This is a genomic window from Vibrio sp. ZF 223 (assembly GCF_003050585.1).
Lineage (GTDB): Bacteria > Pseudomonadota > Gammaproteobacteria > Enterobacterales > Vibrionaceae > Vibrio > Vibrio crassostreae.
Window position 1 is genome coordinate 97079 of sequence record NZ_PIGB01000013.1, and the last position, 24712, is coordinate 121790.

Below are 24712 nucleotides of genomic sequence, written 5' to 3' on the forward strand. Positions count from 1 at the left end.
CCCTTAGCGGTATTACCTTCGCAACAAAAACCACTAAAGTAACATGGATATTTATTCCCAAGCCGGAATAAATATCCATTAGCCAAAGAATAAAACCCCAAAATAAAAGCAATAAACCAGAATATTATTTGGTGATCGCCTTCAAAAAGATAACTATCCTTTAGTGGTAGACTCAATGAATAGATGATCATACATCTCGCATACCCTTCCTTCTCTACTTCGGGATTCATCGGTAAGCCTAATTAATAATCGTACTCTACGGCTTTGGGAGTGCGTTCTGCGCTATGGACAAGCGATATCCACACGTTGACCTTAAGGAGTTGTTCATGAACGAAATCACTGAGCACGGTTGCTTGTATTCAGCTGAAGATAAAACACTGACTGCGGCGTGCAAACGCTTACTACAACAACAAAGCTTCTCGACCCAAAATCAACTGCGCGAGAAACTGGTCGAGATCGGTTATACAGGCATTAGCCAATCGACTGTCTCTCGCATTTTGTCACAGCTTGGCGTTGTCAAAATTCAGAATGCCTGTGGTAAAAAGGTTTACTGCATTACAGTTGAAAGCGCGCCTGTGCGTGTCGATGCCTCCATCTCATCGCAAATCGAATTAATTACTCACAACCAAGCGATGGTGATCGTCAAAACAAACCCTGGTTGTGCGCAGTTGGTCGCAAGGTTAGTCGATATCGACCCACATACAGAGATTATCGGTACTGTTGGCGGCAATGACACTGTGCTCATTATTCCAAAAGATACGATGAACATTGATGCTTGCGAACAAGTAGTAAGAGCACGCTTAGGTGTTGCCTAAATGTCTTACTGGCAAGGGCTGTTCACTGCAGTTGCGCAGCTAACCCTCTCTCGACTGCCTAGCAAAGTGGCTCACCCGCCCTAGCGGATATTTGCTGGTCGATGAAACTAATCACAAACTATTACGGTCTGATTGAGTTAAGATACCTTCAACTCCAATTTGATGACTAAATAGTATGCGACGACTTGCCACATTACTTTTTGTTTGTGTTTCCCTGTTCACCCAGCCTGCGTGGGCGCTTTTTGGAAATGACAACGCCGAGCCAAGCTTCGGAGGCAATAACAACGGTTTTGTCCCTGTAGACCAAGCTTTCCCTTTCAATTACTACCAGCAAGACGGCAAGGTGCTTCTCGACTGGCAAGTAAAAGAAGGCTACTACCTCTACCAACATAGCCTCTCTTTCACTGGGCAAAATCTCGCGATCGGTAACGTTGAATTAGAAGATGGTAAGCCACACCAAGATGAATTCTTTGGTGAGGTGAGCATTTATACCCAGCCGTTATTCGTTCAAGTTCCCCTACAGAGTTACCAAGATGGCTCACAGCTGATCGTTAAATATCAAGGCTGTGCGGATGCGGGTTTCTGCTATCCACCCGAAACTCGAATCATCGACATTGAACCATTTGCGGCTACAGATTTTGGTTCTGGTTCAGGCGACTCTCAAGCTAATGCGGTATCGCAAGAGTCATCGGCTGCAAACAATGAAACCGATGTTTCAACGCAACAAGCTTCTCTAAAAGCAGACGTTGCAACTAACACCACTCCACAATCAAGTGCACCCGTTTCAAAAGAAGCGAGCCTAGCCGATAAGCTCGGTGACAGTTGGTGGACGCCATTATTATTCTTAGCACTTGGTGTTGGCTTAGCCTTTACACCGTGTGTTCTGCCGATGTACCCAATTCTAACGGGTATCGTTTTAGGTGGCGGCAAGCTCAGCCAAGGTCGTGCGCTGATGTTGTCGTTCATCTATGTGCAAGGTATGGCGCTAACCTACACCCTGTTAGGTTTAGTGGTTGCCTCTGCAGGTATGCAGTTCCAAGCGGCGATGCAACACCCTTACGTATTGATTGCGTTGAGCGTTCTATTCGTGGCGTTAGCCATGTCGATGTTTGGCGTTTATAACCTGCAACTGCCAAGCAGCATTCAAACTTGGCTCAACAACCAAAGTAACAAGCAACAAGGTGGCAATACCTTGGGCGTGTTCGCGATGGGTGCTATCTCTGGCTTGGTGTGTTCGCCTTGTACCACAGCGCCACTATCGGGTGCGCTGTTGTATGTGGCTCAAAGTGGTGACCTGTTTACTGGCGCGATCGCTCTATACGCATTGGCGATGGGTATGGGTATCCCGCTGATCTTAGTTGCGGTATTTGGTAATAAGCTACTACCGAAAGCGGGCAGCTGGATGGACAAGGTAAAAATCGTATTCGGCTTTATCTTGCTGGCAGCACCAATCTTCCTGCTAGAGCGTATTATCCCTGAGTTATGGGCAACAGTGCTTTGGTCTGGCCTTGGCTTCATCGCCTTCGGTTGGCTGTACCACAGCAAAAATGCACTGCCATTCGGCGGCTGGAAGCAAAGTGCGGTCGGTATCATCGCAATGCTTGGCTTGTTTGCTTCCGCACAGCCTGCATTGAACTATTGGTTTGCGGAGAAGAGCGTAACGGTAGAACAACAGCATATCCAATTTGCACGCATCAATACCGTTGAAGAGCTAGAAATCCAGCTCATCGAAGCGAAAAAGCTGGGTAAACCAGTGATGCTCGATTTCTACGCAGATTGGTGTGTGGCGTGTAAAGAGTTCGAGAAGTACACCTTCCATCAAGCTGATGTTGAGAACAAACTTTCTGACTTCGTACTGCTTCAGGCTGACGTAACAAGAAACATGCCTCAAGATATTGAACTGCTTAAACAATTACAGGTACTCGGCTTACCAACGATTGAGTTCTGGGATGGCGAGGGTAACCATGTTCCAAATGCTCGTGTCACTGGTTTTATGCCTGCCGATGTATTCTTAAAACACATGCAAGACCACCAGCTATAACGACGACATTCGTCTAAATACAAGCTCTAACGCAAGCTGCACTGCTCCTCATAACGAGATGGCAGTGCGGCTTTTTTGTGATTATAGGAAACGCTTTCCAAGAACAGGGATAAAAGTCGATATGGTTCAGACTTTTAATGCATAGATATTGTCCACATACTCAATCAGGATGATAATAAATATTAACTAAATTGTTAAAAGTATGAACGTCATGGACTCGACCTATACCATCATCATTGCTGATGACCACCCTCTCTTCCGCAACGCCCTGTTTCAGTCAGTTCATATGGCGATCAGCGGTGCGAACCTGCTTGAGGCTGATTCTCTCGACGCCTTACTGGCTCTGCTTAAGAAAGAAGATGAACCCGACCTGCTGCTGCTCGACCTGAAAATGCCGGGTGCCAATGGCATGTCAGGCTTAATTCAACTGCGCGCTGAATACCCAGATCTACCGATTGTGGTGATTTCTGCCAGTGAAGATGCCAGCGTAGTGACTCAAGTGAAGAGCCACGGTGCGTTTGGCTTCATTCCTAAGTCGAGTGATATGCGTGAATTGGTGAGTGCACTGAATCAAGTGCTGAATGGCGACCCGTTCTTCCCTGAAGGACTGATTACCAACAATGCTGCCTGTAGCGACCTTGCAGAAAAGATTTCCACACTGACGCCTCAGCAGTACAGGGTATTAGGGATGCTTTCTGACGGCTTGCTGAACAAGCAAATCGCCTATGAATTGAATGTTTCGGAAGCGACCATCAAGGCACATATGACGGCCATCTTCCGTAAACTGGATGTGAAAAATCGTACTCAAGCGGTTATCTTGCTACAAGAAGTCCACAATTAGGCTTCGCTCATATCCTCTTCTAAAGTCGTCTTAGGTAAACATAAACCCAACCTGACGACTTTATGATCATCTATCTCTGCGACTACCCAAGTGATGTCATGCCACTCGAAGCTATCGCCCAATACTGGGTGCGCGCCAAGTTCGCGCTCAGCCAATTGTTTTAGCGTCATGTCGCGCTCTTCTTCCGAGCCAAGTTCAATGCCATAGCAGTCACTCACGGCAGCAATCGATAACCCAACCTCAAGGAAGAAATCACCAAAGAATCGAGCTGCATCTTCGGCTAAAGGTGCCTCACTGAATAGCTCACTTAGGCTATCTAGGTCTTTATCTTGACCAAGCACACAGAGAATATCGTTCGCCTCTAGCACGGTACTGCCCGATGGGTGAAGCAAGGTATCCTTTCTAAACAGTGCAGTAATGCGCGTTCCTTCCGGCATAGACAAACGCTTCAGTGGTTCGCCCACACACCATTTCTCTTCTTTCAGCTTGTAGACAAACATCTCCCACTCACTGGCAGGGTAGATTTCAATGCCTGTACGAGAAATCGGTGTCGGTGTTGGAGGTAAAGTCACTTGAGCCAATCTCGCGACTTTCATCAAGCTGCCGCCTTGAACAATCAGCGACACCATAACCACGAAGAAGGCGATATTAAAATACAGCTGAGCATTGGGCAGGCCAGCCATCATCGGGAACACGGCCAGAATGATCGGCACCGCACCACGTAAACCGACCCAAGAAACAAACCAACGTTCCTTGGTGGTAAAGCTTCTGAACGGCAGCAAACCCAACCAAACCGACAGCGGACGAGCAAACAAAATCATACCGAAGGCCAGTGCTAATGCAGGCAGAGCAATGTCCATCAGCGTCGATGGCGTCACCAGTAAACCCAATACCAAGAACATCACGATTTGGCTTAACCACGTCATGCCATCAAGGACATTAAGAATCGAGTGTCGAGAGCGTGTCGGACGATTACCAATGAACAAGCCCACTAAGTAAATCGATAAGATACCGCTGCCGCCAAGCATGTTAGAGAAGGCAAACAGAGCTACACCGCCACTGAGCACCAGAATCGAATACAGGCCATCAGCCAGCTGCACTCGATTGATTAAGCTCCACAGAACCCAACCGCCACCAAGGCCGATAAGCGTGCCGACACCAAACTGCATCGCGAAACTTTTCAGTAGGAAGTTCATTCCCATCTCGGCATCTGGGGTGCCAAGTAGCGTAATTAAGGTCACTGTCAGGAAGACTGCCATTGGGTCGTTGGTACCCGATTCGATCTCTAAGGTTGAGCCAACACGCTCATTGAGGCTTTGCCCTTTCAACAAAGAGAATACCGCTGCCGCATCGGTGGAGCCAACAATTGCGCCCACCAAAATGCCCTGCATCAGTGACAGGTCGAACAGCCAAGAAGCCATAAGTCCAGTTAAGGTCGCAGTACAGGCCACGCCTATTGTGGCTAGTGACAGTGACGGCCAGAAAGCGACCTTGAAGCTTGCAACCTTGGTCCGCATACCGCCATCAAGCAGGATCACAGCAAGCGCAAGATTACTCACCAAATAAGTTAGGGAGTAGTCATCGAAATTGATGCCACCGGGCCCATCTTCACCAGCTAACATGCCAACGAAAAGGAAGATCAAAAGAATAGGAACGCCCAAGCGAGAGGAGACTTGCGAAAAAAGCACACTGATGGCGATGAGCACCGCACCAGTTAAAAATAAGTGGTTAATAGTTATTGCGTCCAATTCGTCCCCCCAAAGAATAAAACCCGAGCTTTAAGCATGTTGATCTTCTGCCGTTAAGCAAGGCGCGGTCGGTAAAAGTGCCGCTGATACTATAACAAACTTATGTTTCGCTTCGTGTCATATGCAGGACTAAATACCGTTTCTCGGTCATTTAGTTGTTAAATTTTATGACTCGCACCCTAATTCATGCGTTTTTGTTAGACCTTAGGCTAATTTAACAACATTGTAACATCACATTTTTCTATGGTTATGTCTTCCAACTCCCATATTTCAGTGGATTAGTGCTAATCGCGTCCCGACTAAAGTTGCACAGATCCCTTTACTTATCCTTGCTACATTCTAAATCGTAACATTACGTTAACACGATAATTTTCTACAGAAACAGTTTCTACGGAAACGAAATAAAGGAGAAGGCAATGGCGTTCGAATCTACGGAACATGCTCAAGCCTACTGGAAGGAAAACTTGGGAATTATGGGAACACTGCTCGCGGTCTGGTTTGCAGTGTCTTACGGCGCTGGCATCTTATTTGTGGATGCCCTCAATACCGTTCAGTTTGGCGGGTTCAAGCTAGGATTTTGGTTCGCTCAGCAAGGTTCGATATACACCTTCGTGGCGCTGATATTTATTTACGTTGTTCGCATGAATGCGCTCGACAAAAAATACAACGTACAGGAAGACTAGAGGCTAGAACATGGATATTCAAACTTGGACGTTTATTCTCGTCGGTATTACTTTCGCGGTATATATCGGCATCGCAATCTGGGCTCGTGCAGGGTCTACGAGTGAGTTCTACGTTGCTGGCGGTGGTGTACACCCAGTAGCAAACGGCATGGCGACCGCCGCTGACTGGATGTCGGCAGCATCATTCATCTCAATGGCAGGTATCATCTCATTCGTTGGTTACGACGGTGCGGTTTACCTAATGGGTTGGACAGGCGGTTACGTACTACTTGCGCTATGTTTAGCACCTTACCTACGTAAGTTCGGTCAGTTTACGGTTCCTGATTTCATCGGTGAGCGTTACTACTCGAAAACTGCCCGTATGGTAGCGGTATTCTGTGCAATCTTCGTATCATTTACGTACGTTGCAGGTCAGATGCGTGGTGTAGGCGTTGTATTCTCTCGTTTCCTAGAAGTCGACATTAACCTAGGTATCATCATTGGTATGGGTATTGTGTTCTTCTACGCAGTGCTTGGTGGCATGAAAGGCATCACTTATACGCAGGTAGCTCAATTCTGTGTCCTCATTTTCGCCTTCCTTGTTCCAGCAATCTTTACGTCAATCATGATGACAGGTAACCCACTTCCACAAGTTGGTATGGGCTCTACGCTATCAGGCACAGATGTTTACTTACTTGATAAACTGGATGGACTCACCGAAGAACTCGGATTTACCGCCTATACCGAAGGTAACAAGAGCATGGTGGATGTATTCTTCATCTGTGCGGCTCTAATGGTAGGTACTGCGGGTCTTCCACACGTAATCATTCGTTTCTTCACTGTACCAAAAGTACGTGATGCTCGTATCTCAGCGGGTTGGGCTCTACTGTTCATCTCATTGCTATACACAACAGCACCAGGTGTTGCAGCATTCGCTCGTGTAAACATGATCGAAACAATCAACGGCCCTGACATGCAAGGTGTCGCAGCAGCAGACGCACCAAGCTGGTACAAAAACTGGGAAAGCACAGGTCTAGTAGGTTGGGAAGATAAGAACGGCGATGGAAAAATGTTCTACTCGGGCGATGAACGCAACGAGATGAAGATTAACCGTGACATCATCGTATTGGCTTCTCCAGAGCTAGCGAAACTACCAAACTGGGTTGTAGCACTGCTTGCAGCCGGTGGCCTAGCAGCCGCACTATCAACTGCCGCAGGTCTACTACTGGTAATCTCTACGTCGATTTCACATGACTTGTTGAAGAAAGGCTTCAGACCAAACATGACCGACAAACAGGAGCTGTTAGCCGCTCGTTTGGCAGCTATGGTCGCGATTGTCGGTGCAGGTTACTTGGGTATTAACCCACCAGGCTTCGTAGCACAGGTAGTAGCGTTTGCCTTCGGCTTAGCCGCAGCATCCTTCTTCCCAGCGATTATCCTAGGTATCTTCTACAAGAAGATGAACAAGGAAGGCGCAATTGCAGGTATGTTGTCAGGTATTGCCTTCACAGCAAGCTACATCATCTACTTCAAGTTCATTAACCCAGCAGCAAGCACACCTGAAAACTGGTGGTTTGGTATCAGCCCAGAGGGCATCGGTACGCTAGGTATGTGCCTAAACTTCGTAGTATCAATTGCTGTAAACAAGGTAACTGCTGAAGTGCCACAAGATGTACAAGATATGGTTGAGAACATTCGTTACCCGAAAGGTGCTGGTGAAGCTCACGACCACTAAGCAGAGATGTTTAGCAAAAAATGAATCAGTACTTACATTGTAGGGATTAGGTACTGAATCTCAGAAAGCCGATACGTTATGTATCGGCTTTTTCTTTTCCCGTTTTATTTTATAAAAAGACAAACAAAAGGTTGTTTTTAAAATCTCATTTGATAATAATTATCATTAAGATCCAGTAGGGAGATGCAAGTGATGATGAAAGAACAGCAGGGTCTCTATTCGAGGTTTTACAAAGCACAAGATCGCTTTGCTTCATTAGAACAAGTCCAAGGCCATGAGCCATTTGTGATTCGAGACTACATCGAGTGCGCACTGACGCTTTCCGCTTACTATGAAAAGCACGCCGCCCAAGAAAACATCTTGTTGTGCGAGCTGTACCTGCGCCAAGTTTTCTTCCATCTGATTGAAGCGATTGAGTCTCCTGAGCGCAGTTTCGCCTTTCGTCATATCTGCCTAGACTCTATTCACTCACCACTATTTTATTTGAAACGCCACTACTGCCAGCAGCCTCAAGGCCAAGCGCGTTTTTTGAATCTCAGCCAAACACTACAATAAGTCCAAGCCCCACTTGGCTAACAAGGATAGAACATGACCCTACAATATCGAATTGAGAAAGACAGCATGGGGGAAGTGAAAGTCCCTGCTGATGCGCTATACCAAGCACAAACTCAACGTGCTGCAGATAACTTTGCTTTTAGTTCACACAAGATGCCAACCAGCTTCATTCAAGCATTGGCATTCATTAAACAGGCCGCCGCAGACACCAACGCTCAGTTGGGTTTATTGGAAGGTGATATCGCCAACGCGATTGCCGAAGCGAGCCAAGAGATCATCGATGGTAAATACCTCGATCAATTCCCGATCGATGTTTATCAAACTGGCTCTGGTACTAGCTCCAACATGAATGCTAATGAAGTGATTGCAACACTCGCTTCAAGAAGTTTGCAGGGTAACGTGAATCCGAATGATCACGTCAATATGGGTCAAAGCAGCAACGATGTGGTACCAACTGCAATTCAAGTCAGTGTCGCTCTTATGGCTGAAAACAAACTACTGCCTGCATTAACTCACCTTTCTGAAGCACTTACCGTTAAACAGCAAGAGCTTGCTGAGGTAGTGAAAACCGGTCGTACTCATCTAATGGATGCGATGCCAATTACCTTTGCTCAAGAGCTTGGTGGCTGGAAGTTCCAGATTGAACACGCCAAGCAAGCCATTGAAAGCACCCTGCCCGCTATCAAGGCGCTCGCTCAAGGTGGAACAGCGGTAGGAACCGGGATCAATGCCGACCCACGCTTTGCCGATAAGTTTGCAAGTCACCTATCTCAATCGACAAAGATCAGTTTTAACTCGAGTGAGAACTTCTTTTTCAACCTCAGCAGCCAAGATGCGATCGTTGCCTTTTCAGGGCAGCTCAAAACTGCAGCAGTTGCGATCATGAAGATCTCAAACGATCTTCGCTGGATGAACTCAGGCCCGCTAGCAGGTTTAGGTGAGATCGAATTGCAGGCGCTACAGCCGGGTTCTTCTATCATGCCGGGCAAAGTGAACCCTGTGATTCCAGAAGCCGCAGCGATGGCAGCAGCACAAGTGATTGGTAACGACACGACGATTACTGTGGCAGGCCAATCAGGCAACTTCCAACTGAATGTGATGCTGCCAGTCATTGCTCATAACGTATTAGAAAGTATCGAGCTTTTAGCTAACAGCTCCATCGCATTGGCTGATAAAGCCGTTGCGACCTTTACTGTGCGCCAAGACAATCTTGATTTAGCACTTTCAAAGAATCCAATTCTGGTCACGGCACTCAACCCTGTGATTGGTTACTTGAAAGCTGCGGATATTGCTAAGAAAGCCTACAAAGAGGGTTTGCCAATCCTTGAGGTTGCAGAAAGAGAAACCGATCTCAGCCGAGAAGAACTCAGCAAACTGCTTGATCCAACCACACTGACGCAGGGTGGTATTGCTGGTTAAAACCAGTAACTCATAGCAAGTCTATCGGATCAAAAAAAGGCCTCATCTGAGGCCTTTTAGTCTCTAATAGTTAATTAAAAATAGTGATTTGAATTAACTCACGCGATTCAATACCGCTCTGAGTTTTAGCGGCTTCACAGGCTTGGCAATAAAACTAAAGCTGTTGGCCTTTATCGCTGCCAACATGTCATCTGTTCTATCGGCACTGATGATGACCCCTTCAAAAGAGTCTCCAAGGCGCAGTCGACACTGTTGCAACACCTCAAGTCCCGTTCGACCATTGTCGAGACGATAATCAGAGAAGATCACATCCGGCTGCCAGTCGTCATCGAGACACTTCAAGCTTTCAACCAGATCAACCGCGGTCTTAACCTCACAACCCCAACGACCAATCAGGTTCTCCATCCCGACCAAAATTTCGCGCTCATTATCGACACACAATATTTTCAGATGTTCGATGTCGCTGGTCGCCATTGGCGCTGAAGCTTGCACAACTGGAGCCACTTTTTCCGCTCGAGCTAAGGTGATGGAAAAGACACTACCTTGACCCGGCCATGAGCGCATCGAAATTTGATGACCAAGTACATGAGCAATACCTTTCGAGATGGCTAACCCTAACCCCAACCCTTGATCAGAACGCACTTGGCTGCCACGAGTAAATTCTTCGAAGATCTCTTGTTGCTTGTCTTCATCGATACCGGTTCCATTATCCCACACATCGATTCGCACTTGCCCGTTCACTCGCCTTGCACCCAGAACCACTTTGCCTTCCGGGTTATAGCGAAAGGCGTTGGTCAAAAAGTTCTGAATCACGCGCCTTAATAACTTAGGGTCAGAGTGAATGAACAATGACGATGGGATCATCTTGAACTCAATTTTTTGTTGTCTCGCTAAGGCACTAAATTCCGCATTTAAGTTGGTTAGCACATCGTGTACAGCAATCGCGTGAATGTTGGTTTCTAGCTTCCCTGATTCCAGTCGAGAGATATCCAGTAAGTCACCAATCAGATCTTCAGCAGCACCAAGCGCACTCTCGATATGAGATGACAGCTGCTTCACCTCTTGCTCTTTCGCCACCTCAGAAAGTGACGAAGCAAACAAGCGCGCAGCATTGAGCGGCTGCATTAAATCGTGGCTTACCGCGGCTAGAAAACGACTCTTGGATTGGGACTCTTGATCCGAAATCTGAGTTGCTTTTACCAAGCGATGATTCAGTTTCTCGAGCTCTTGAGTTCGCTCATGCACTCTTGATTCCAAGCTTTCGTTAGCATCTTTTAGCGCTTGCTCTGCTTGTCGGAATACCGTGATATCAGTGAAGCTCATTACGAAGCCGCCACTTGGCATCGGATTACCTTGCACCTCAATCACTCGGCCATCAGGACGAATACGGGAAGATGTGTGTCGAGTGCCTTGTTCAAGGTGATAAACACGGCGGCGAACGTGATCTTCTGAGTCACCCGGACCACACAAACCTTGTTCAGCATTATGACGAATCACATCTGAAATGGGTCGTCCAACCTGAATCAAACCCGCAGGGAATTCAAACAGCTCTAAGTAACGTTGATTCCACGCCACCAGCCTCATTTGTTTGTCTATTACTGCAATGCCTTGGCCAATATGTTCAATCGCGCCTTGCAATAAACCACGGCTGAAATCGTACAGTTCAGAGGCTTCATCAACGATGGTCGCAACCTCTTCAAGCTGCATATTTCTGCCTTGCAAGGCCGAAGTAAGTACTAACTTAGCAGAAGAGGCACCGAATACACCGGCGAGTACACGCTCTGCGTGTCGAATCAAACTCGCAGGTGCTTGTTGATTAGGAAGTAACGGCTGCCCGTGTTGTTGCCAATAGCTGTGTAAGGCACTTTTCGCTCGCTTTCGACCGACAAAACGCGACGCCAACATCTCTAATTCAGCCACGGTTACACGGCTTTGATAAAGGCTAATGTTCTCATTTTCAGGCAGCGGCGTGCCAACAAATGCTGCTGATTGTAAGCGCTCACTTAGGCTTGGCCTGGTCGACATCGAAACCACGGCATAGCACAAGGTATTAAGTACAATACTCAGCACAATGCCCCAGTTCGAACTGCTGATATTCCAGCTACTGAGCAGTTCTGGCGGCGTGATCATCCACAGCAAAAGGTTACTTTCACTATCGCCTGCCAACATGCTGGTTTGACTCATCAGGGTAATCAGCCAAATCACTGAACCGACCATTAAGCCGACATACACACCCTTTCGGTTACCCGGACGCCAGTACAAACCACCAATCAGTGCCGGAGCAAATTGAGCAATCGCCGCAAACGAAAGGAAGCCGATCGCAGACAAGGAGTGAATGGTGTCGAGCGCCTGATAGAACAACCAAGCACCAAGCAGAAGCAATAAAATAAGCCCGCGACGAATTACGAGTAGCAGCCCCGAAAAATGACGATGGGTTCTTTGAGTTAGGCGCATGCGACGCAGAAGCAATGGCATAACTAAATCGTTCGAAACCATGATCGCCAATGCGATAGTCGATACGATCACCATACCACTTGCGGCAGACGTACCACCAAGGAACGCAAGCAAGGCAATATGATTGGCGCCTTCAGCCATCGGCAGGCTAATCACATACGTATCTGCAGGCATGCTTGGAAGCAGCCCTTGCCCCGCCCATGCGATAGGAAGAACAAACAACCCCATCAAAATCAGATAAAGCGGAAATAACCAACGTGCTGTGTGTAGATCTTGAGGACGTTCGTTCTCTACCACCATGGTATGGAATTGGCGTGGCAGACAAACAATCGCCAACATGGTTAAAACGGTATGAATGATTAGAGTCGGAATATTCGGTGATTCGTAGGTGGAAGCCGCCAAATCAAGCAAGTCGATTTTGTCGCTGCTCATCGCCAAGTACATGATAAACAGACCAACAATCAAGAAGGCCGCCAGCTTAACGATGGACTCAAATGCCACAGCCATCATCATGCCACGGTGATGTTCCGTGTTATCTATATGCCTGGTACCAAACAACATCGTAAAGATGGCCAGCGCGCCAACCACAAACCAAGAAACATGATAATCCTGATAGCCAAAATCTTGAGCCAGACTAGGAGCAACAATATCGAGCCCCATGGTAATACCGCGCAGTTGCAGCGCGATATAAGGAAGAATACCGACCACTGCGATAACCGTCACAGCTACCGCTAAGCCCTGAGATTTTCCGTAACGAGCTGCGATAAAGTCGGCAATCGAGGTGATGTGTTCTCGCTTCGCAATCAGGATCAACCGCGCCAAGATCCGCCACCCTAGTGTAAAGACCAGAATCGGGGCGAGATAAATGGGTAAAAAAGACCAAGGGTTATTGCTCGCCTGCCCCACCGTTCCGTAGAAGGTCCAAGAGGTACAATACACCGCAATAGAAAGGCTATAGATCCATGGACGCCAGCGTGATAGCCAGCGAACTTGCCTGTCTCCATACCATGCGATCAGAAATAACACGCCCAAGTAAGCTAAAGAGACTGGAATTACTACCCATCCTTGCATTGAAAACCCTTTCTTCATCCATAAAAAAACCTCTCCATAAGGGAGAGGTTTCATTTAACTAGGGAAGTGCGTTTAACTCAATCGCATCGCTTAAATTATGTGCTTTGGGCTTTAATTCTGAGCATCAGATTGAGCTGAGGCTGTTTGATTGACTTCAACCACTGAACTTCTTTCATCCAGCTTAATGAACAAGGCCAATCCACCCATCGCAGCCATGCCCCAGAAAATATTCGCTCCCCAAAGCTCATAACCCCAACCACTTAAGGTCGTCATTAACGCGATAAAGGCACCTAATGGAATCGCGTTGTACAGAGCTTGCAGGGCAACCATCTTGTTCTGTTCTTCAGATTGGATGTATTGAATCGCCGCGATGTGTGCCATGGCGAATGTCACCCCGTGCAGCAACTGAGCCACTATCAATACTGGAATCGCAATCGTTGATGCTGTGATACCCCAACGAGCCATTACCCCGATGCCAGCAATCACAAACAGAGTGCGCAATGATAATCCAGCAAACAATCGCTTGCTCAGAGCAAATACAGCCACCTCAGCAACCACAGCCAAGCTCCACAGATAACCGATGATCGCCTCAGAGTGCCCGGCCTCTTTCCAGTAAATCGCACTAAAGCTGTAATACGCGGCGTGGCTTCCTTGAAGCAGTGCCATCAATGCAAGAAACTTCACTACCGACGATTCACGTAATAGTTGACCAAGTTTAGGTCTTTCAGCGACTTGCTCTGATTCTGTCACCGGCATTACGTTCGGGTTTCTCATCGCGAACAACAGAGAAACCAAAACTCCTGCCAGCGCAGTATACAAAATCATATCCGTGCCAAATTCAGCCACCAGATAACCAACCACCGTTGAACCAGCAATAAATGCCACTGAACCCCACAAACGTGTACGTCCGTAATCAAGCATCTTGAGACGGCTGTAATGGTTCGCCATTGCATCAGAAAGCGGAATAATCGGTCCATAGCAGAGGTTGAACATTACCGTTGCTAGCAACATCAATAAAAAGCTACCACCAGTAAAGAAATGGAAACCAACAAATAATAGCGCGACAAAACTGAGGCAACGCAATGCTGGTATTAAATGCTCAACTTTATGGATACGTGGGGTGATCACAAAGTTGGCAACACAACGCGTAGCCAAACCCACACCAATCAATACGCCAATGTCCCCTGCAGAAACGCCTTGGTCTTCAAACCACAGCGCCCAAAATGGCAGATAAACGCCATAGGCAAAAAAGAAACCAAGAAAATACTGGGATATCCAGCCATAAGGGGAAGGATTAAACATAGGCGACCTATAAAAATGTGTGGAACAAGGAAGCGCCAATTATGCCTAGGTCACAAAAGATGAAAAAGGGAATAATTACGGTGATAGTATTCCTATATTCAATTAGTTTGAATATCGCATTTAGACTAAAGTCGTCTGGAGCTTCGCTGGTATTTTGTCAGACTGATTAAAGACTCCCACTTCTTCTTGTGATGCTTATGCCTGACAAATTTAATATGCAGCACCCACCCTTCGATAGCCTGTCCGACACCGAACAGTTGAAGCTGCGATCTTCATTAGACGTGGTGTATTACCGTTCTCAAGAAGTGATACTAGAAGCCGATAGGCCAAGTCGACACCTGCACATTTTGATCAAAGGGGCCGTTGAAGAACGCGCCAGCAGTGACGGTGAGATTTACGCACATTATGCCAATGACGACATTTTTGATGTACGCAGCCAGTTTGAACCCCACACCAAACACCAATATATCGCGCTCGAAGACACATTAAGTTACCTGCTGCCCACCGATACTTTTCTCGATCTTTACCACGCCAATGGCCAATTCGCGGCTTACTTTGATAGTAACCTATCGACCCGAAAGGCACTGATTGAAGCCGCTCAGCAGCAACAGAATCTTGCCGAGTTCATACTGACCAAAGTAGACGACTCAATTTATCACCCACCACTGATACTTGAACCGAACCAACCTATCAACCAAGTCACTCAAACCCTTAAAGAACAAGGGTTGGATTCGGCTCTAGTTCATTTGGAACATAATGATCCAAAAGCTATTAGATCATCATATTCCTTCCCGTATGGAATCGTCACTCGAACCAATTTATTGCATGCTGTGATGCTCGATAATTTCCCATTGGATGCGCCTGTCGGTGAGATCGCAACCTTCCCGGTGATGCACGTGAACCAAGGCGATTTTTTATTTAACGCCATGATTACCATGACCAGAAATCGAGTGAAAAGGTTGATGGTTTGTGATGGTAAAAATGCGGTCGGCATGGTGGATATGACACAGATCCTCAGTGCATTTTCCACACACTCTCACGTTCTCACTTTGCGTATTGCGCGAGCCACCAGCGTTGAAGAGTTGGCCATGGCCTCTAACAAACAGCGTCAACTGGTCGAGAGCTTACTCAGTAACGGGATTCGCACACGCTTTATCATGGAACTGATTTCTGCGGTCAACGAACAGATCATAGAGAAGGCTTTTGAGTTGATTATCCCTCCTGCACTGCATAACCACTGCTGCCTAATTGTGTTGGGTTCAGAAGGTCGCGGAGAGCAAATTCTCAAAACCGATCAAGACAACGCTCTGATTATTCAAGATGGTTTGGAGTGGCATCAATGCCAAAGTGCCATGAACGACCTAACCCATACATTGCAGCAATTGGGTTACCCACTATGTCCGGGCAACGTGATGGTCAACAACCCGAAATGGGTTCATTCACAACAAGAGTGGAAGCAAACCCTCACCAGCTGGGTAAGCAAAGCAACGCCAGAGACAGTGATGGATATCGCCATCATGGCGGACGCACACGCTGTGGCGGGTAATAGGGAACTATTAAAACCAGTCAAGCGGCACCTCAGTGATTTAATGCTAGGACAAGAGTTGATTTTGACGGAATTCTGCCGCCCAGCGCTGAACTTCTCAGTACCCCTCACTCTATTTGGCAATGTGAAGCAATCCAAGTCAGGGCTCGATATCAAACAAGGCGGTATTTTCCCTACAGTGCATGGTGTGAGAGCACTTTGTCTTGAGCATGGTGTCACCGTAAACAACACCTTCGAACGCATTGAGCAGCTGGTCAGCAAGAAGGTATTAGAGCAAAGCACCGCGGATAATCTCAGTGAAGCACTCAAACAGTTCTTTAAATGGCGTTTAGCTCAGCGACTTTCACAACAACACAGCAGCAATAAAATCGACGTCAAACTGATGGAACGAGCAGACAGAGATTTGCTTCGTCATAGCCTGCACGTGGTGAAGAAATTCAAGCAATGGCTCGGCTACCACTATCAGATACGAGATTAGGCAATTGAACGATGAATAGGTTGGTTCGCTATTACTGGCATCACAAGCTCAAAGGCTCTCTTTACCAGCCTCTATTTACTGCGCCTATTGATCATGAATATGTATCACTCGATTGTGAAACCACCAGCCTAGACCCCAATCAGGCGGAATTAGTCACTATTGCCGCGACCAAGATCATCGGTAACCGAATCATTACTAGCCAACCTTTTGAAGTCCGATTGCGCGCCCCGCAATCGCTCGATTGCAATTCAATAAAAATCCACCGCATTCGTCATCAAGATCTAAAGCACGGCATCGAAGAAAAACAGGCTTTAGTTGAGCTACTGAACTTCATTGGTAATCGTCCTTTAGTCGGCTATCACATCCGCTATGATAAAAAAATTCTCGACCGCGCCTGTTTAAAACAACTTGGATTTCCACTGCCTAACCGATTAGTCGAAGTGAGCCAACTCTATCAAGACAAACTCGAAAGACAGCTGCCCAATGCCTATTTTGATCTCAGTATGGATGCGATTTGTCGCCAGCTCGATTTACCGATTCCAGTCAATAAACATGATGCATTACAAGACGCTATCTCCGCTGCGCTGATCTTTGTACGCCTTAAACATGGTGACCTGCCCCGTTTCAACTCTTCTTATTCTTAATTCAACCACTGGCGCTTCACATAGAGAGCAATATCTCAAAAATGAACTTAACTCGCTATTTTGTAAGTGAAAAGCAGCGTCTCATCCTAAAGTCTAATTGTGGAAATCGCCGTCCTAGCCGAGAGTGATAACACAAAGATGGTTCTGTAATAGACCTAGAAACTGAACACAAAGGAAGTTGCCAGTTCATTAGGAATGTAGGCACAAGGAGAGATGCAATGAGTGAAGCCCACGTTTATCCGGTAAAAGAAAATATTAAATCAACCACACACGCGGATAATGACACTTACCTAGCCATGTACCAGCAATCTGTTTCTGACCCTGAAGGCTTTTGGGGTGAACACGGAAAAATCGTTGATTGGATCAAGCCTTTCACACAGGTAAAAAACACCTCTTTCGACCCTGGCCACATCGACATCCGCTGGTTTGAAGATGGCACGCTTAACGTTTCGGCTAACTGTATCGACCGCCACCTTGCTGAACGCGGTGATGAAGTCGCTATCATCTGGGAAGGCGATGACCCGGCAGATGATAAAACTCTAACTTTTAATGAACTGCACAAAGAAGTGTGCCTGTTTTCGAATGCTCTAAAAGAGCAAGGCGTACGCAAAGGTGATGTGGTTTGTTTATACATGCCAATGGTGCCAGAAGCGGCAGTAGCAATGCTGGCATGTACCCGTATCGGTGCGGTTCACACGGTAGTATTTGGTGGTTTTTCACCAGAAGCACTGTCTGGTCGTATTATCGATTCAAACTCTAAAGTCGTTATCACTGCCGATGAAGGCGTGCGTGGCGGCCGTGCGGTTCCACTGAAGAAAAACGTCGATGAAGCTCTGACCAACCCTGAAGTGAAGAACATCGAGAAGGTTGTAGTATTCAAGCGTACTGGCGGTGATGTGGCTTGGCATGAACACCGTGATGTGTGGTGGCATGATGCTATTGCAAACGTATCGGCAGATTGCCCACCAGAAGAGATGAACGCAGAAGATCCACTATTCATCCTTTATACATCAGGCTCAACGGGTAAACCTAAAGGTGTTATGCACACCACAGGTGGTTACCTTGTTTATGCAGCGATGACATTCAAATACGTGTTCGATTACCAAGAAGGCGAGACTTTCTGGTGTACTGCGGATGTGGGCTGGATTACGGGTCACACATACCTTGTTTACGGGCCACTAGCTAATGGTGCAAAAACTATTTTGTTTGAAGGCGTGCCAAACTACCCGAACACAAGCCGTATGAGTGAAGTGGTCGATAAGCACCAAGTGAATATTCTTTACACAGCACCAACTGCGATTCGTGCATTGATGGCGAAAGGCAATGAAGCCGTTGAAGGCACATCTCGTGACAGCCTAAGAATCATGGGCTCAGTGGGTGAACCGATTAACCCTGAAGCTTGGGAGTGGTACTACAAAACGATTGGTAACGAACAGTCTCCAATTGTCGATACTTGGTGGCAAACAGAAACGGGCGGCATCTTAATCGCACCGCTACCGGGCGCAACCGATCTAAAACCAGGTTCAGCGACGCGTCCATTCTTTGGTGTGCAACCTGCGTTAGTTGATAACATGGGTAATATCATTGAGGGTGCAACAGACGGCAACCTAGTCATTCTAGACTCTTGGCCGGGCCAAATGCGTACCGTTCATGGCGATCATGACCGCTTCGAACAGACTTACTTCTCTACATTTAAGGGCATGTACTTCACCAGTGACGGCGCTCGTCGCGATGAAGACGGTTACTACTGGATTACTGGTCGTGTCGATGACGTACTTAACGTCTCTGGTCACCGTATGGGTACTGCTGAGATTGAATCTGCTCTAGTAGCGTTCGATAAGATTGCAGAGGCTGCGATTGTCGGTATCCCTCATGATATTAAAGGCCAAGCAATTTACGCTTACATCACGCTGAATGATGGTGAGTTCCCAACCGCAGAGCTTCATAAAGAAGTGAAAGACTGGGTACGTAAAGAAATTGGACCAATTGCAACGCCAGATGTATTGCACTGGACTGACTCTCTGCCAAAAACTCGTTCAGGTAAAATCATGCGTCGTATCCTGCGTAAGATTGCTACCGGAGATACAGGTAACCTAGGTGATACCTCAACACTAGCCGACCCAAGCGTGGTTGATAAGCTGATTGCTGAGAAAGCAGAACTGGCATAAGCAACCCGTTACACTCTGAATTACTGTTTAAAACAGACCTTACCTAAACCGTCACCTATGTGGCGGTTTTTTTATGGCTGATCTTGATCTCAAATATCCTCGACAAAATTAAGGCTATGACGCTTTTTTGTTAAGTTGGTAACAATTCCACGCTGTATCAATAGGAGATTAGACCAGTAAATTGCTGCGATTTGCGCTGAATTAGCTATAATCTGGTTCTAATTTTTAAATTTGGGTTTTTCTCACTGGAAATTAACCCCAAATTTTCAATAAAATGGCAACATTCACGTTCGTAAACACGATAAAGGAAGATAGCCCCACGATGTCTACAAAGTTTCGCATTCTAGTTTTAAATGGCCCAAACCTTAACCTGTTAGGCCTTAGAGAGCCTGCACACTACGGTTCTCAAACACTTGACCAGATTATTAGCTCACTGACCGAGCAGGCGAAAGCACACGATGTTGAGCTATCTCACTTACAGTCAAATCGCGAGTATGAACTGATTGAAGCGATCCATAGTGCTTATCAAAATGTTGATTTTATTATTATCAACCCAGCAGCCTTTACACACACCAGTGTGGCACTGCGTGATGCACTACTTGGCGTTGCAATCCCATTTATTGAGGTCCATCTATCGAATGTTCACGCGCGTGAGTCATTCCGTCACCACTCTTACCTATCTGATAAAGCAGAAGGTGTGATTTGTGGCTTAGGTGCCCAAGGTTATCAATTTGCTTTGACCGCTGCGCTCAGCAAGCTCAACTCAAAGTAAACATAAACAACGAACTATTACTAACCTACTCAGTCAAAGAGTAAGTTCAATTAACAGATAAAGAGAAAGAAACAATGGATATTCGCAAAATCAAAAAGCTAATCGAATTGGTTGAAGAGTCTGGTATTTCTGAGCTAGAAATCTCTGAAGGTGAAGAGTCAGTACGAATCAGTCGTAACAGCACTGCACCTGTAGCACCTGTTCAATATGCAGCAGCTCCAGCTCCTGTAGCAGCGGCAGCAGCTCCTGCGGCGGCACCTGTAGCAGCAGAAGCTGCGGCTCCTGCAGTTCCAGCGGGCCACCAAGTTCTTTCTCCAATGGTTGGTACTTTCTACGGCGCTCCAAGCCCAGACGCAAAACCATTCGTTAAAGTTGGTCAATCTGTAACTGCTGGCGAAACTCTATGTATCGTTGAAGCAATGAAAATGATGAACCAAATCGAAGCTGATAAATCTGGTGTTGTAACAGCTATCCTAGTTGAAGACGGTCAACCAGTAGAATTCGACCAAGCTCTAGTAATTATCGAATAATAGAGAGCACTCATTATGTTAGATAAATTAGTAATCGCGAACCGTGGTGAGATTGCACTACGTATTCTGCGTGCATGTAAAGAGCTTGGCATTAAAACGGTAGCGGTTCACTCAACTGCTGACCGTGATCTTAAGCACGTACTACTTGCAGACGAAACCATTTGTATCGGTCCAGCTCGTGGTATCGATAGCTACCTAAACATCCCTCGTATCATCAGCGCAGCTGAAGTTACAGGTGCAGTAGCAGTTCACCCTGGCTACGGCTTCCTATCTGAAAATGCAGACTTCGCAGAACAGGTAGAACGCAGTGGCTTTATCTTCGTTGGCCCTAAAGCTGAAACCATTCGCATGATGGGTGACAAAGTGTCAGCTATCACGTCAATGAAGAAAGCTGGCGTACCTTGTGTACCAGGTTCTGACGGTCCTCTTGATGACGACGAAGCGAAAAACAAAGCGCACGCTAAGCGTATTGGCTTCCCAGTAATCATCAAGGCATCTGGCGGCGGCGGCGGTCGTGGTATGCGTGTTGTTCGTTCTGAAGCAGAACTAACAGAAGCTATCGCGATGACTCGCGCTGAAGCAAAAGCATGTTTCAACAACGACATGGTTTACATGGAGAAATTCCTAGAAAACCCACGTCACATTGAAGTACAAGTGCTTGCAGATGGCCAAGGTAATGCTATCCACCTAGGTGAGCGTGACTGTTCAATGCAGCGTCGTCACCAGAAAGTTGTGGAAGAAGCGCCAGCTCCAGGTATCACTGAAGAGATGCGTAAGTACATCGGCGAACGCTGTACACGTGCATGTATTGAGATCGGTTACCGCGGTGCAGGTACATTTGAATTCCTATACGAGAACGGTGAGTTCTACTTCATCGAAATGAACACTCGTATTCAGGTTGAGCACACGATTACTGAAATGGTAACGGGTATCGACCTAGTGAAAGAACAGCTACGTATTGCTGCTGGTCAGCCTCTATCATTCACTCAGGATGATATTAAGCTGCGCGGCCACTCAATCGAATGTCGTATCAATGCTGAAGATCCAGTTCGTTTCCTACCTTCACCAGGTAAGATTGAACGTTTCCACGCACCAGGCGGCATGGGCGTACGTTGGGAATCTCACATCTACACTGGTTACACAGTGCCACCACACTACGATTCAATGATTGGTAAGCTGATCACTTACGGTGAGAACCGTGATGTGGCTATCGCTCGTATGAAGAACGCATTGGGTGAAATGATTGTTGAAGGTATTAACGTTAATACTGAGCTTCAACTGTCTATTATGAACGACGAAAACTTCCAACACGGTGGTGCAAACATCCACTACCTTGAGAAGAAACTTGGTTTGTCATAATCCGTTCGTTTAAGAACAGTCAAAATGCTCACTTCGGTGAGCATTTTTGTTTTTGAGCCGCCGAAAAACTCAATCTTTAATCCCCATTATATTCCGTGGGGTTTTGGTGAATTTGCTCATATTTTCTGCTAGACTCGCCATCCAATTTTTCTCATATAGAAGATGCAGCCATGCCTTGGATTCAAATCAAGCTTAATGCTACCAATGAAAATGCCGAACAAATCGGCGACATGTTAATGGAAGAGACTGGTGCTCTTTCTGTAACTTTCCTGGATGCACAAGATACCCCTGTATTTGAGCCTCTGCCGGGCGAAACTCGCCTTTGGGGTGATACTGACATTCTCGCGCTTTACGACGCTGAGACTGATACTGGTGTCGTTCTAGCGCAGATTAAAGCAAGTAACATGTTCCCTGCAGACTTTGCTCATAAAGTAGAGCAAATTGAAGACAAGGATTGGGAACGTGAATGGATGGACAACTTCCACCCAATGAAGTTTGGTGAGCGTTTATGGATCTGCCCTAGCTGGCGCGATATCCCGGAACCTGACGCTGTCAACGTAATGCTAGACCCAGGCCTTGCATTTGGTACCGGTACTCACCCGACAACGGCACTGTGTCTTGAGTGGCTTGAAGGCTTAGACCTGACAGGAAAAACCGTAATCGACTTCGGTTGTGGCTCAGGCATCCTAGCGATCGCGGCGATCAAACTAGGCGCGGCAAAAGTTATCGGGATCGATATTGATCCTCAAGCTCTGCTTGCATCAAAAGACAACGCACAACGCAATGGCGTTGCTGAACAACTCGAAGTATTCTTACCACAAGATCAACCGGAAGGTTTGCTGGCTGACGTTGTTGTTGCCAACATTCTTGCAGGTCCATTACGCGACCTTTCTGGCATCATCAAAGGCCTAGTTAAGCCAAATGGTGTGCTTGCGATGTCGGGTGTTTTAGATACACAAGCGGAAGATGTGGCGACTTATTATCGTGATGAGCTTCACATTGATCCGATCATTGAACAACAAGAATGGTGCCGAATCTCAGGTCGCAAGCAAGGCTAGACAAGACTTTGGGCGCTAATTGACTGAAATTTAAACAAATTACAAAAACAAATTGTAAATGCTCAAATATTAGTCTTTTCACGCAGCGAAAAAATGCGTAAAATGCGCGCCCTTGCTGGTACAGAACTGTGATGACATTTTTGAAAATCGGAAATTATCAACTTAAGAACAATCTAATCGTCGCTCCTATGGCTGGCGTAACGGATAGACCATTCCGTGAGTTGTGTCTTCGCTACGGTGCGGGGATGGCAGTCAGTGAAATGATGTCCTCCAATCCGAAAGTTTGGAAAACGTCAAAGTCTCAGCAGCGTATGGTACATGAAGGCGAATCGGGCATTCGTTCAGTACAAATCGCTGGTGCAGATCCACAGCTTATGGCCGAGGCTGCTCAATTTAATGTCGATAACGGTGCGCAAATCATCGATATCAACATGGGTTGTCCAGCTAAAAAAGTGAATAAAAAGCTTGCGGGCTCAGCCCTACTGCAGCACCCAGAACTCATTGAAGACATTCTGAAGGCGGTGGTAAATGCTGTCGACGTTCCAGTAACGTTGAAAACGCGCACAGGCTGGGATACAGACAATAGAAACTGTGTCCAAATCGCGAAAATAGCCGAAGACTGCGGCATACAAGCTCTTGCGCTCCATGGAAGAACTCGCGCTTGTATGTACAAAGGTGAGGCAGAATACAAACACATTAAAGCAGCGAAACAAGCAGTATCTATTCCGGTTATCGCTAACGGTGATATCGATAGTCCGGAAAAAGCGAAGTTTGTGCTGGAGTACACCGGCGCTGATGCTTTAATGATAGGTCGACCTGCCCAAGGACGTCCTTGGATTTTTAACGAAATCCTACACTATTTGGAAAACGGCACCACGATGGACCCACTCCCGATTTCGGAAGTGAAAGACATCATGCTTGGTCATGTGCACGCTCTACATGAATTTTATGGAGAGTTTTTAGGCCCTCGCATCGCTCGTAAGCATGTGGGTTGGTATCTAAAAGAACATGAACAAGCGAGTGAGTTTCGCCGTACCTTCAACGCATTCGAAGCAGGTGATCTGCAGCTTGAAGCGCTAGAAGGTTTTTTTGATAACGTTGCACCATAATTACGAGAAGAGCTAGACCGAATATGTTCGAACAAAATCTGACTTCAGAAGCATTGACAGTAACTACAGTTACATCACAAGACCAAATCACGCAGAAGCCACTACGTGACTCAGTTAAAGCATCATTGAAAAATTACCTTGCTCAATTAAACGGTCAAGAAGTCAGCGAGTTATACGAATTAGTATTAGCTGAAGTTGAACAGCCACTACTAGACACTATCATGCAGTACACTCGCGGTAACCAAACTCGCGCAGCAACCATGATGGGTATTAACCGCGGTACTCTTCGCAAGAAACTTAAAAAATACGGCATGAACTAATCGTTCTTTCGTAATTTATTGAATTGAAAGCCAAGCTCATTTTTGAGTTTGGCTTTTTTTTGGCTTGTCGAACCGTGATAGGTAG

The 24712-nt window shown here is 46.6% G+C and carries 19 protein-coding genes; 16 read left to right on the forward strand and 3 right to left on the reverse strand.

All coding sequences use genetic code 11. The features are described 5' to 3' along the window. The first annotated feature begins 326 nt into the window (after window positions 1-326). From CWO13_RS20720 to CWO13_RS20730, 3 genes are all read left to right on the forward strand, one after another. A complete protein-coding gene (locus CWO13_RS20720) occupies window positions 327-815 on the forward strand; it encodes an arginine repressor (protein WP_048659199.1) in 489 nt (162 codons plus the stop codon). Between the two features lie 175 nt (window positions 816-990). Beyond that, window positions 991-2856: a protein-disulfide reductase DsbD gene (locus CWO13_RS20725; RefSeq protein ID WP_102433240.1), complete on the forward strand. Its 1866-nt coding sequence runs from the start codon at window positions 991-993 to the stop codon at window positions 2854-2856. 211 nt (window positions 2857-3067) lie between these two features. Next, window positions 3068-3697, forward strand: a complete 630-nt coding sequence (locus CWO13_RS20730; protein WP_108083443.1) for a response regulator — start codon at window positions 3068-3070, stop codon at window positions 3695-3697. Here CWO13_RS20730 and CWO13_RS20735 read toward each other — a convergent pair. Next, a complete protein-coding gene (locus CWO13_RS20735; protein ID WP_102433242.1) occupies window positions 3694-5445 on the reverse strand; it encodes a potassium/proton antiporter in 1752 nt (583 codons plus the stop codon). The two genes, CWO13_RS20730 and CWO13_RS20735, sit on opposite strands and share 4 nt — an antisense overlap. A gap of 416 nt (window positions 5446-5861) precedes the next feature. On the opposite strand from CWO13_RS20735, the gene CWO13_RS20740 reads away from it, so the two are divergent. From CWO13_RS20740 to CWO13_RS20755, 4 genes are all read left to right on the forward strand, one after another. Continuing rightward, the gene (locus CWO13_RS20740) at window positions 5862-6128 is read left to right on the forward strand and encodes a DUF4212 domain-containing protein (RefSeq protein WP_010435433.1); all 267 of its coding nucleotides are present in this window, start codon (window positions 5862-5864) and stop codon (window positions 6126-6128) included. Window positions 6129-6138: 10 nt separating this feature from the next. After that, the gene (locus tag CWO13_RS20745) at window positions 6139-7842 is read left to right on the forward strand and encodes a sodium:solute symporter family protein (RefSeq protein ID WP_017062715.1); all 1704 of its coding nucleotides are present in this window, start codon (window positions 6139-6141) and stop codon (window positions 7840-7842) included. A 192-nt stretch (window positions 7843-8034) separates the two neighbouring features. Continuing rightward, window positions 8035-8397, forward strand: a complete 363-nt coding sequence (locus CWO13_RS20750; protein WP_108083447.1) for a hypothetical protein — start codon at window positions 8035-8037, stop codon at window positions 8395-8397. A gap of 33 nt (window positions 8398-8430) precedes the next feature. Continuing rightward, window positions 8431-9816: a class II fumarate hydratase gene (locus CWO13_RS20755; RefSeq protein ID WP_102530071.1), complete on the forward strand. Its 1386-nt coding sequence runs from the start codon at window positions 8431-8433 to the stop codon at window positions 9814-9816. 93 nt (window positions 9817-9909) lie between these two features. On the opposite strand, the gene CWO13_RS20760 is transcribed toward CWO13_RS20755, so the two are convergent. Then, window positions 9910-13341, reverse strand: a complete 3432-nt coding sequence (locus CWO13_RS20760; protein ID WP_108083448.1) for a hybrid sensor histidine kinase/response regulator — start codon at window positions 13339-13341, stop codon at window positions 9910-9912. Window positions 13342-13452: 111 nt separating this feature from the next. After that, window positions 13453-14643, reverse strand: coding sequence for a 3-phenylpropionate MFS transporter (locus CWO13_RS20765; protein ID WP_099165046.1), 1191 nt, complete (start codon window positions 14641-14643; stop codon window positions 13453-13455). A gap of 191 nt (window positions 14644-14834) precedes the next feature. On the opposite strand from CWO13_RS20765, the gene CWO13_RS20770 reads away from it, so the two are divergent. From CWO13_RS20770 to fis, 9 genes are all read left to right on the forward strand, one after another. Continuing rightward, a complete protein-coding gene (locus CWO13_RS20770) occupies window positions 14835-16667 on the forward strand; it encodes a DUF294 nucleotidyltransferase-like domain-containing protein (protein ID WP_108083444.1) in 1833 nt (610 codons plus the stop codon). Window positions 16668-16678: 11 nt separating this feature from the next. Then, on the forward strand, window positions 16679-17311 hold the full coding sequence (locus CWO13_RS20775) for a 3'-5' exonuclease (protein WP_048663023.1): 633 nt from the start codon (window positions 16679-16681) through the stop codon (window positions 17309-17311). Window positions 17312-17529: 218 nt separating this feature from the next. Further along, window positions 17530-19479 (forward strand): acetate--CoA ligase, encoded by a 1950-nt coding sequence (gene acs, locus CWO13_RS20780; protein ID WP_009844693.1) that lies wholly within the window; start codon window positions 17530-17532, stop codon window positions 19477-19479. Between the two features lie 322 nt (window positions 19480-19801). Next, entirely contained in the window at window positions 19802-20251 is a 450-nt protein-coding gene (aroQ, locus tag CWO13_RS20785; RefSeq protein ID WP_048659205.1) for a type II 3-dehydroquinate dehydratase, read from the forward strand. Between the two features lie 74 nt (window positions 20252-20325). Continuing rightward, a complete protein-coding gene (gene accB, locus CWO13_RS20790) occupies window positions 20326-20781 on the forward strand; it encodes an acetyl-CoA carboxylase biotin carboxyl carrier protein (RefSeq protein ID WP_048659206.1) in 456 nt (151 codons plus the stop codon). 15 nt (window positions 20782-20796) lie between these two features. Continuing rightward, window positions 20797-22140 (forward strand): acetyl-CoA carboxylase biotin carboxylase subunit, encoded by a 1344-nt coding sequence (gene accC, locus CWO13_RS20795; protein ID WP_017062706.1) that lies wholly within the window; start codon window positions 20797-20799, stop codon window positions 22138-22140. 170 nt (window positions 22141-22310) lie between these two features. Beyond that, the gene (prmA, locus tag CWO13_RS20800) at window positions 22311-23198 is read left to right on the forward strand and encodes a 50S ribosomal protein L11 methyltransferase (RefSeq protein WP_009844690.1); all 888 of its coding nucleotides are present in this window, start codon (window positions 22311-22313) and stop codon (window positions 23196-23198) included. A gap of 140 nt (window positions 23199-23338) precedes the next feature. Next, window positions 23339-24307: a tRNA dihydrouridine synthase DusB gene (dusB, locus tag CWO13_RS20805; RefSeq protein ID WP_032546269.1), complete on the forward strand. Its 969-nt coding sequence runs from the start codon at window positions 23339-23341 to the stop codon at window positions 24305-24307. Between the two features lie 23 nt (window positions 24308-24330). Beyond that, entirely contained in the window at window positions 24331-24627 is a 297-nt protein-coding gene (fis, locus tag CWO13_RS20810) for a DNA-binding transcriptional regulator Fis (RefSeq protein ID WP_004729744.1), read from the forward strand. Window positions 24628-24712: the final 85 nt, after the last annotated feature.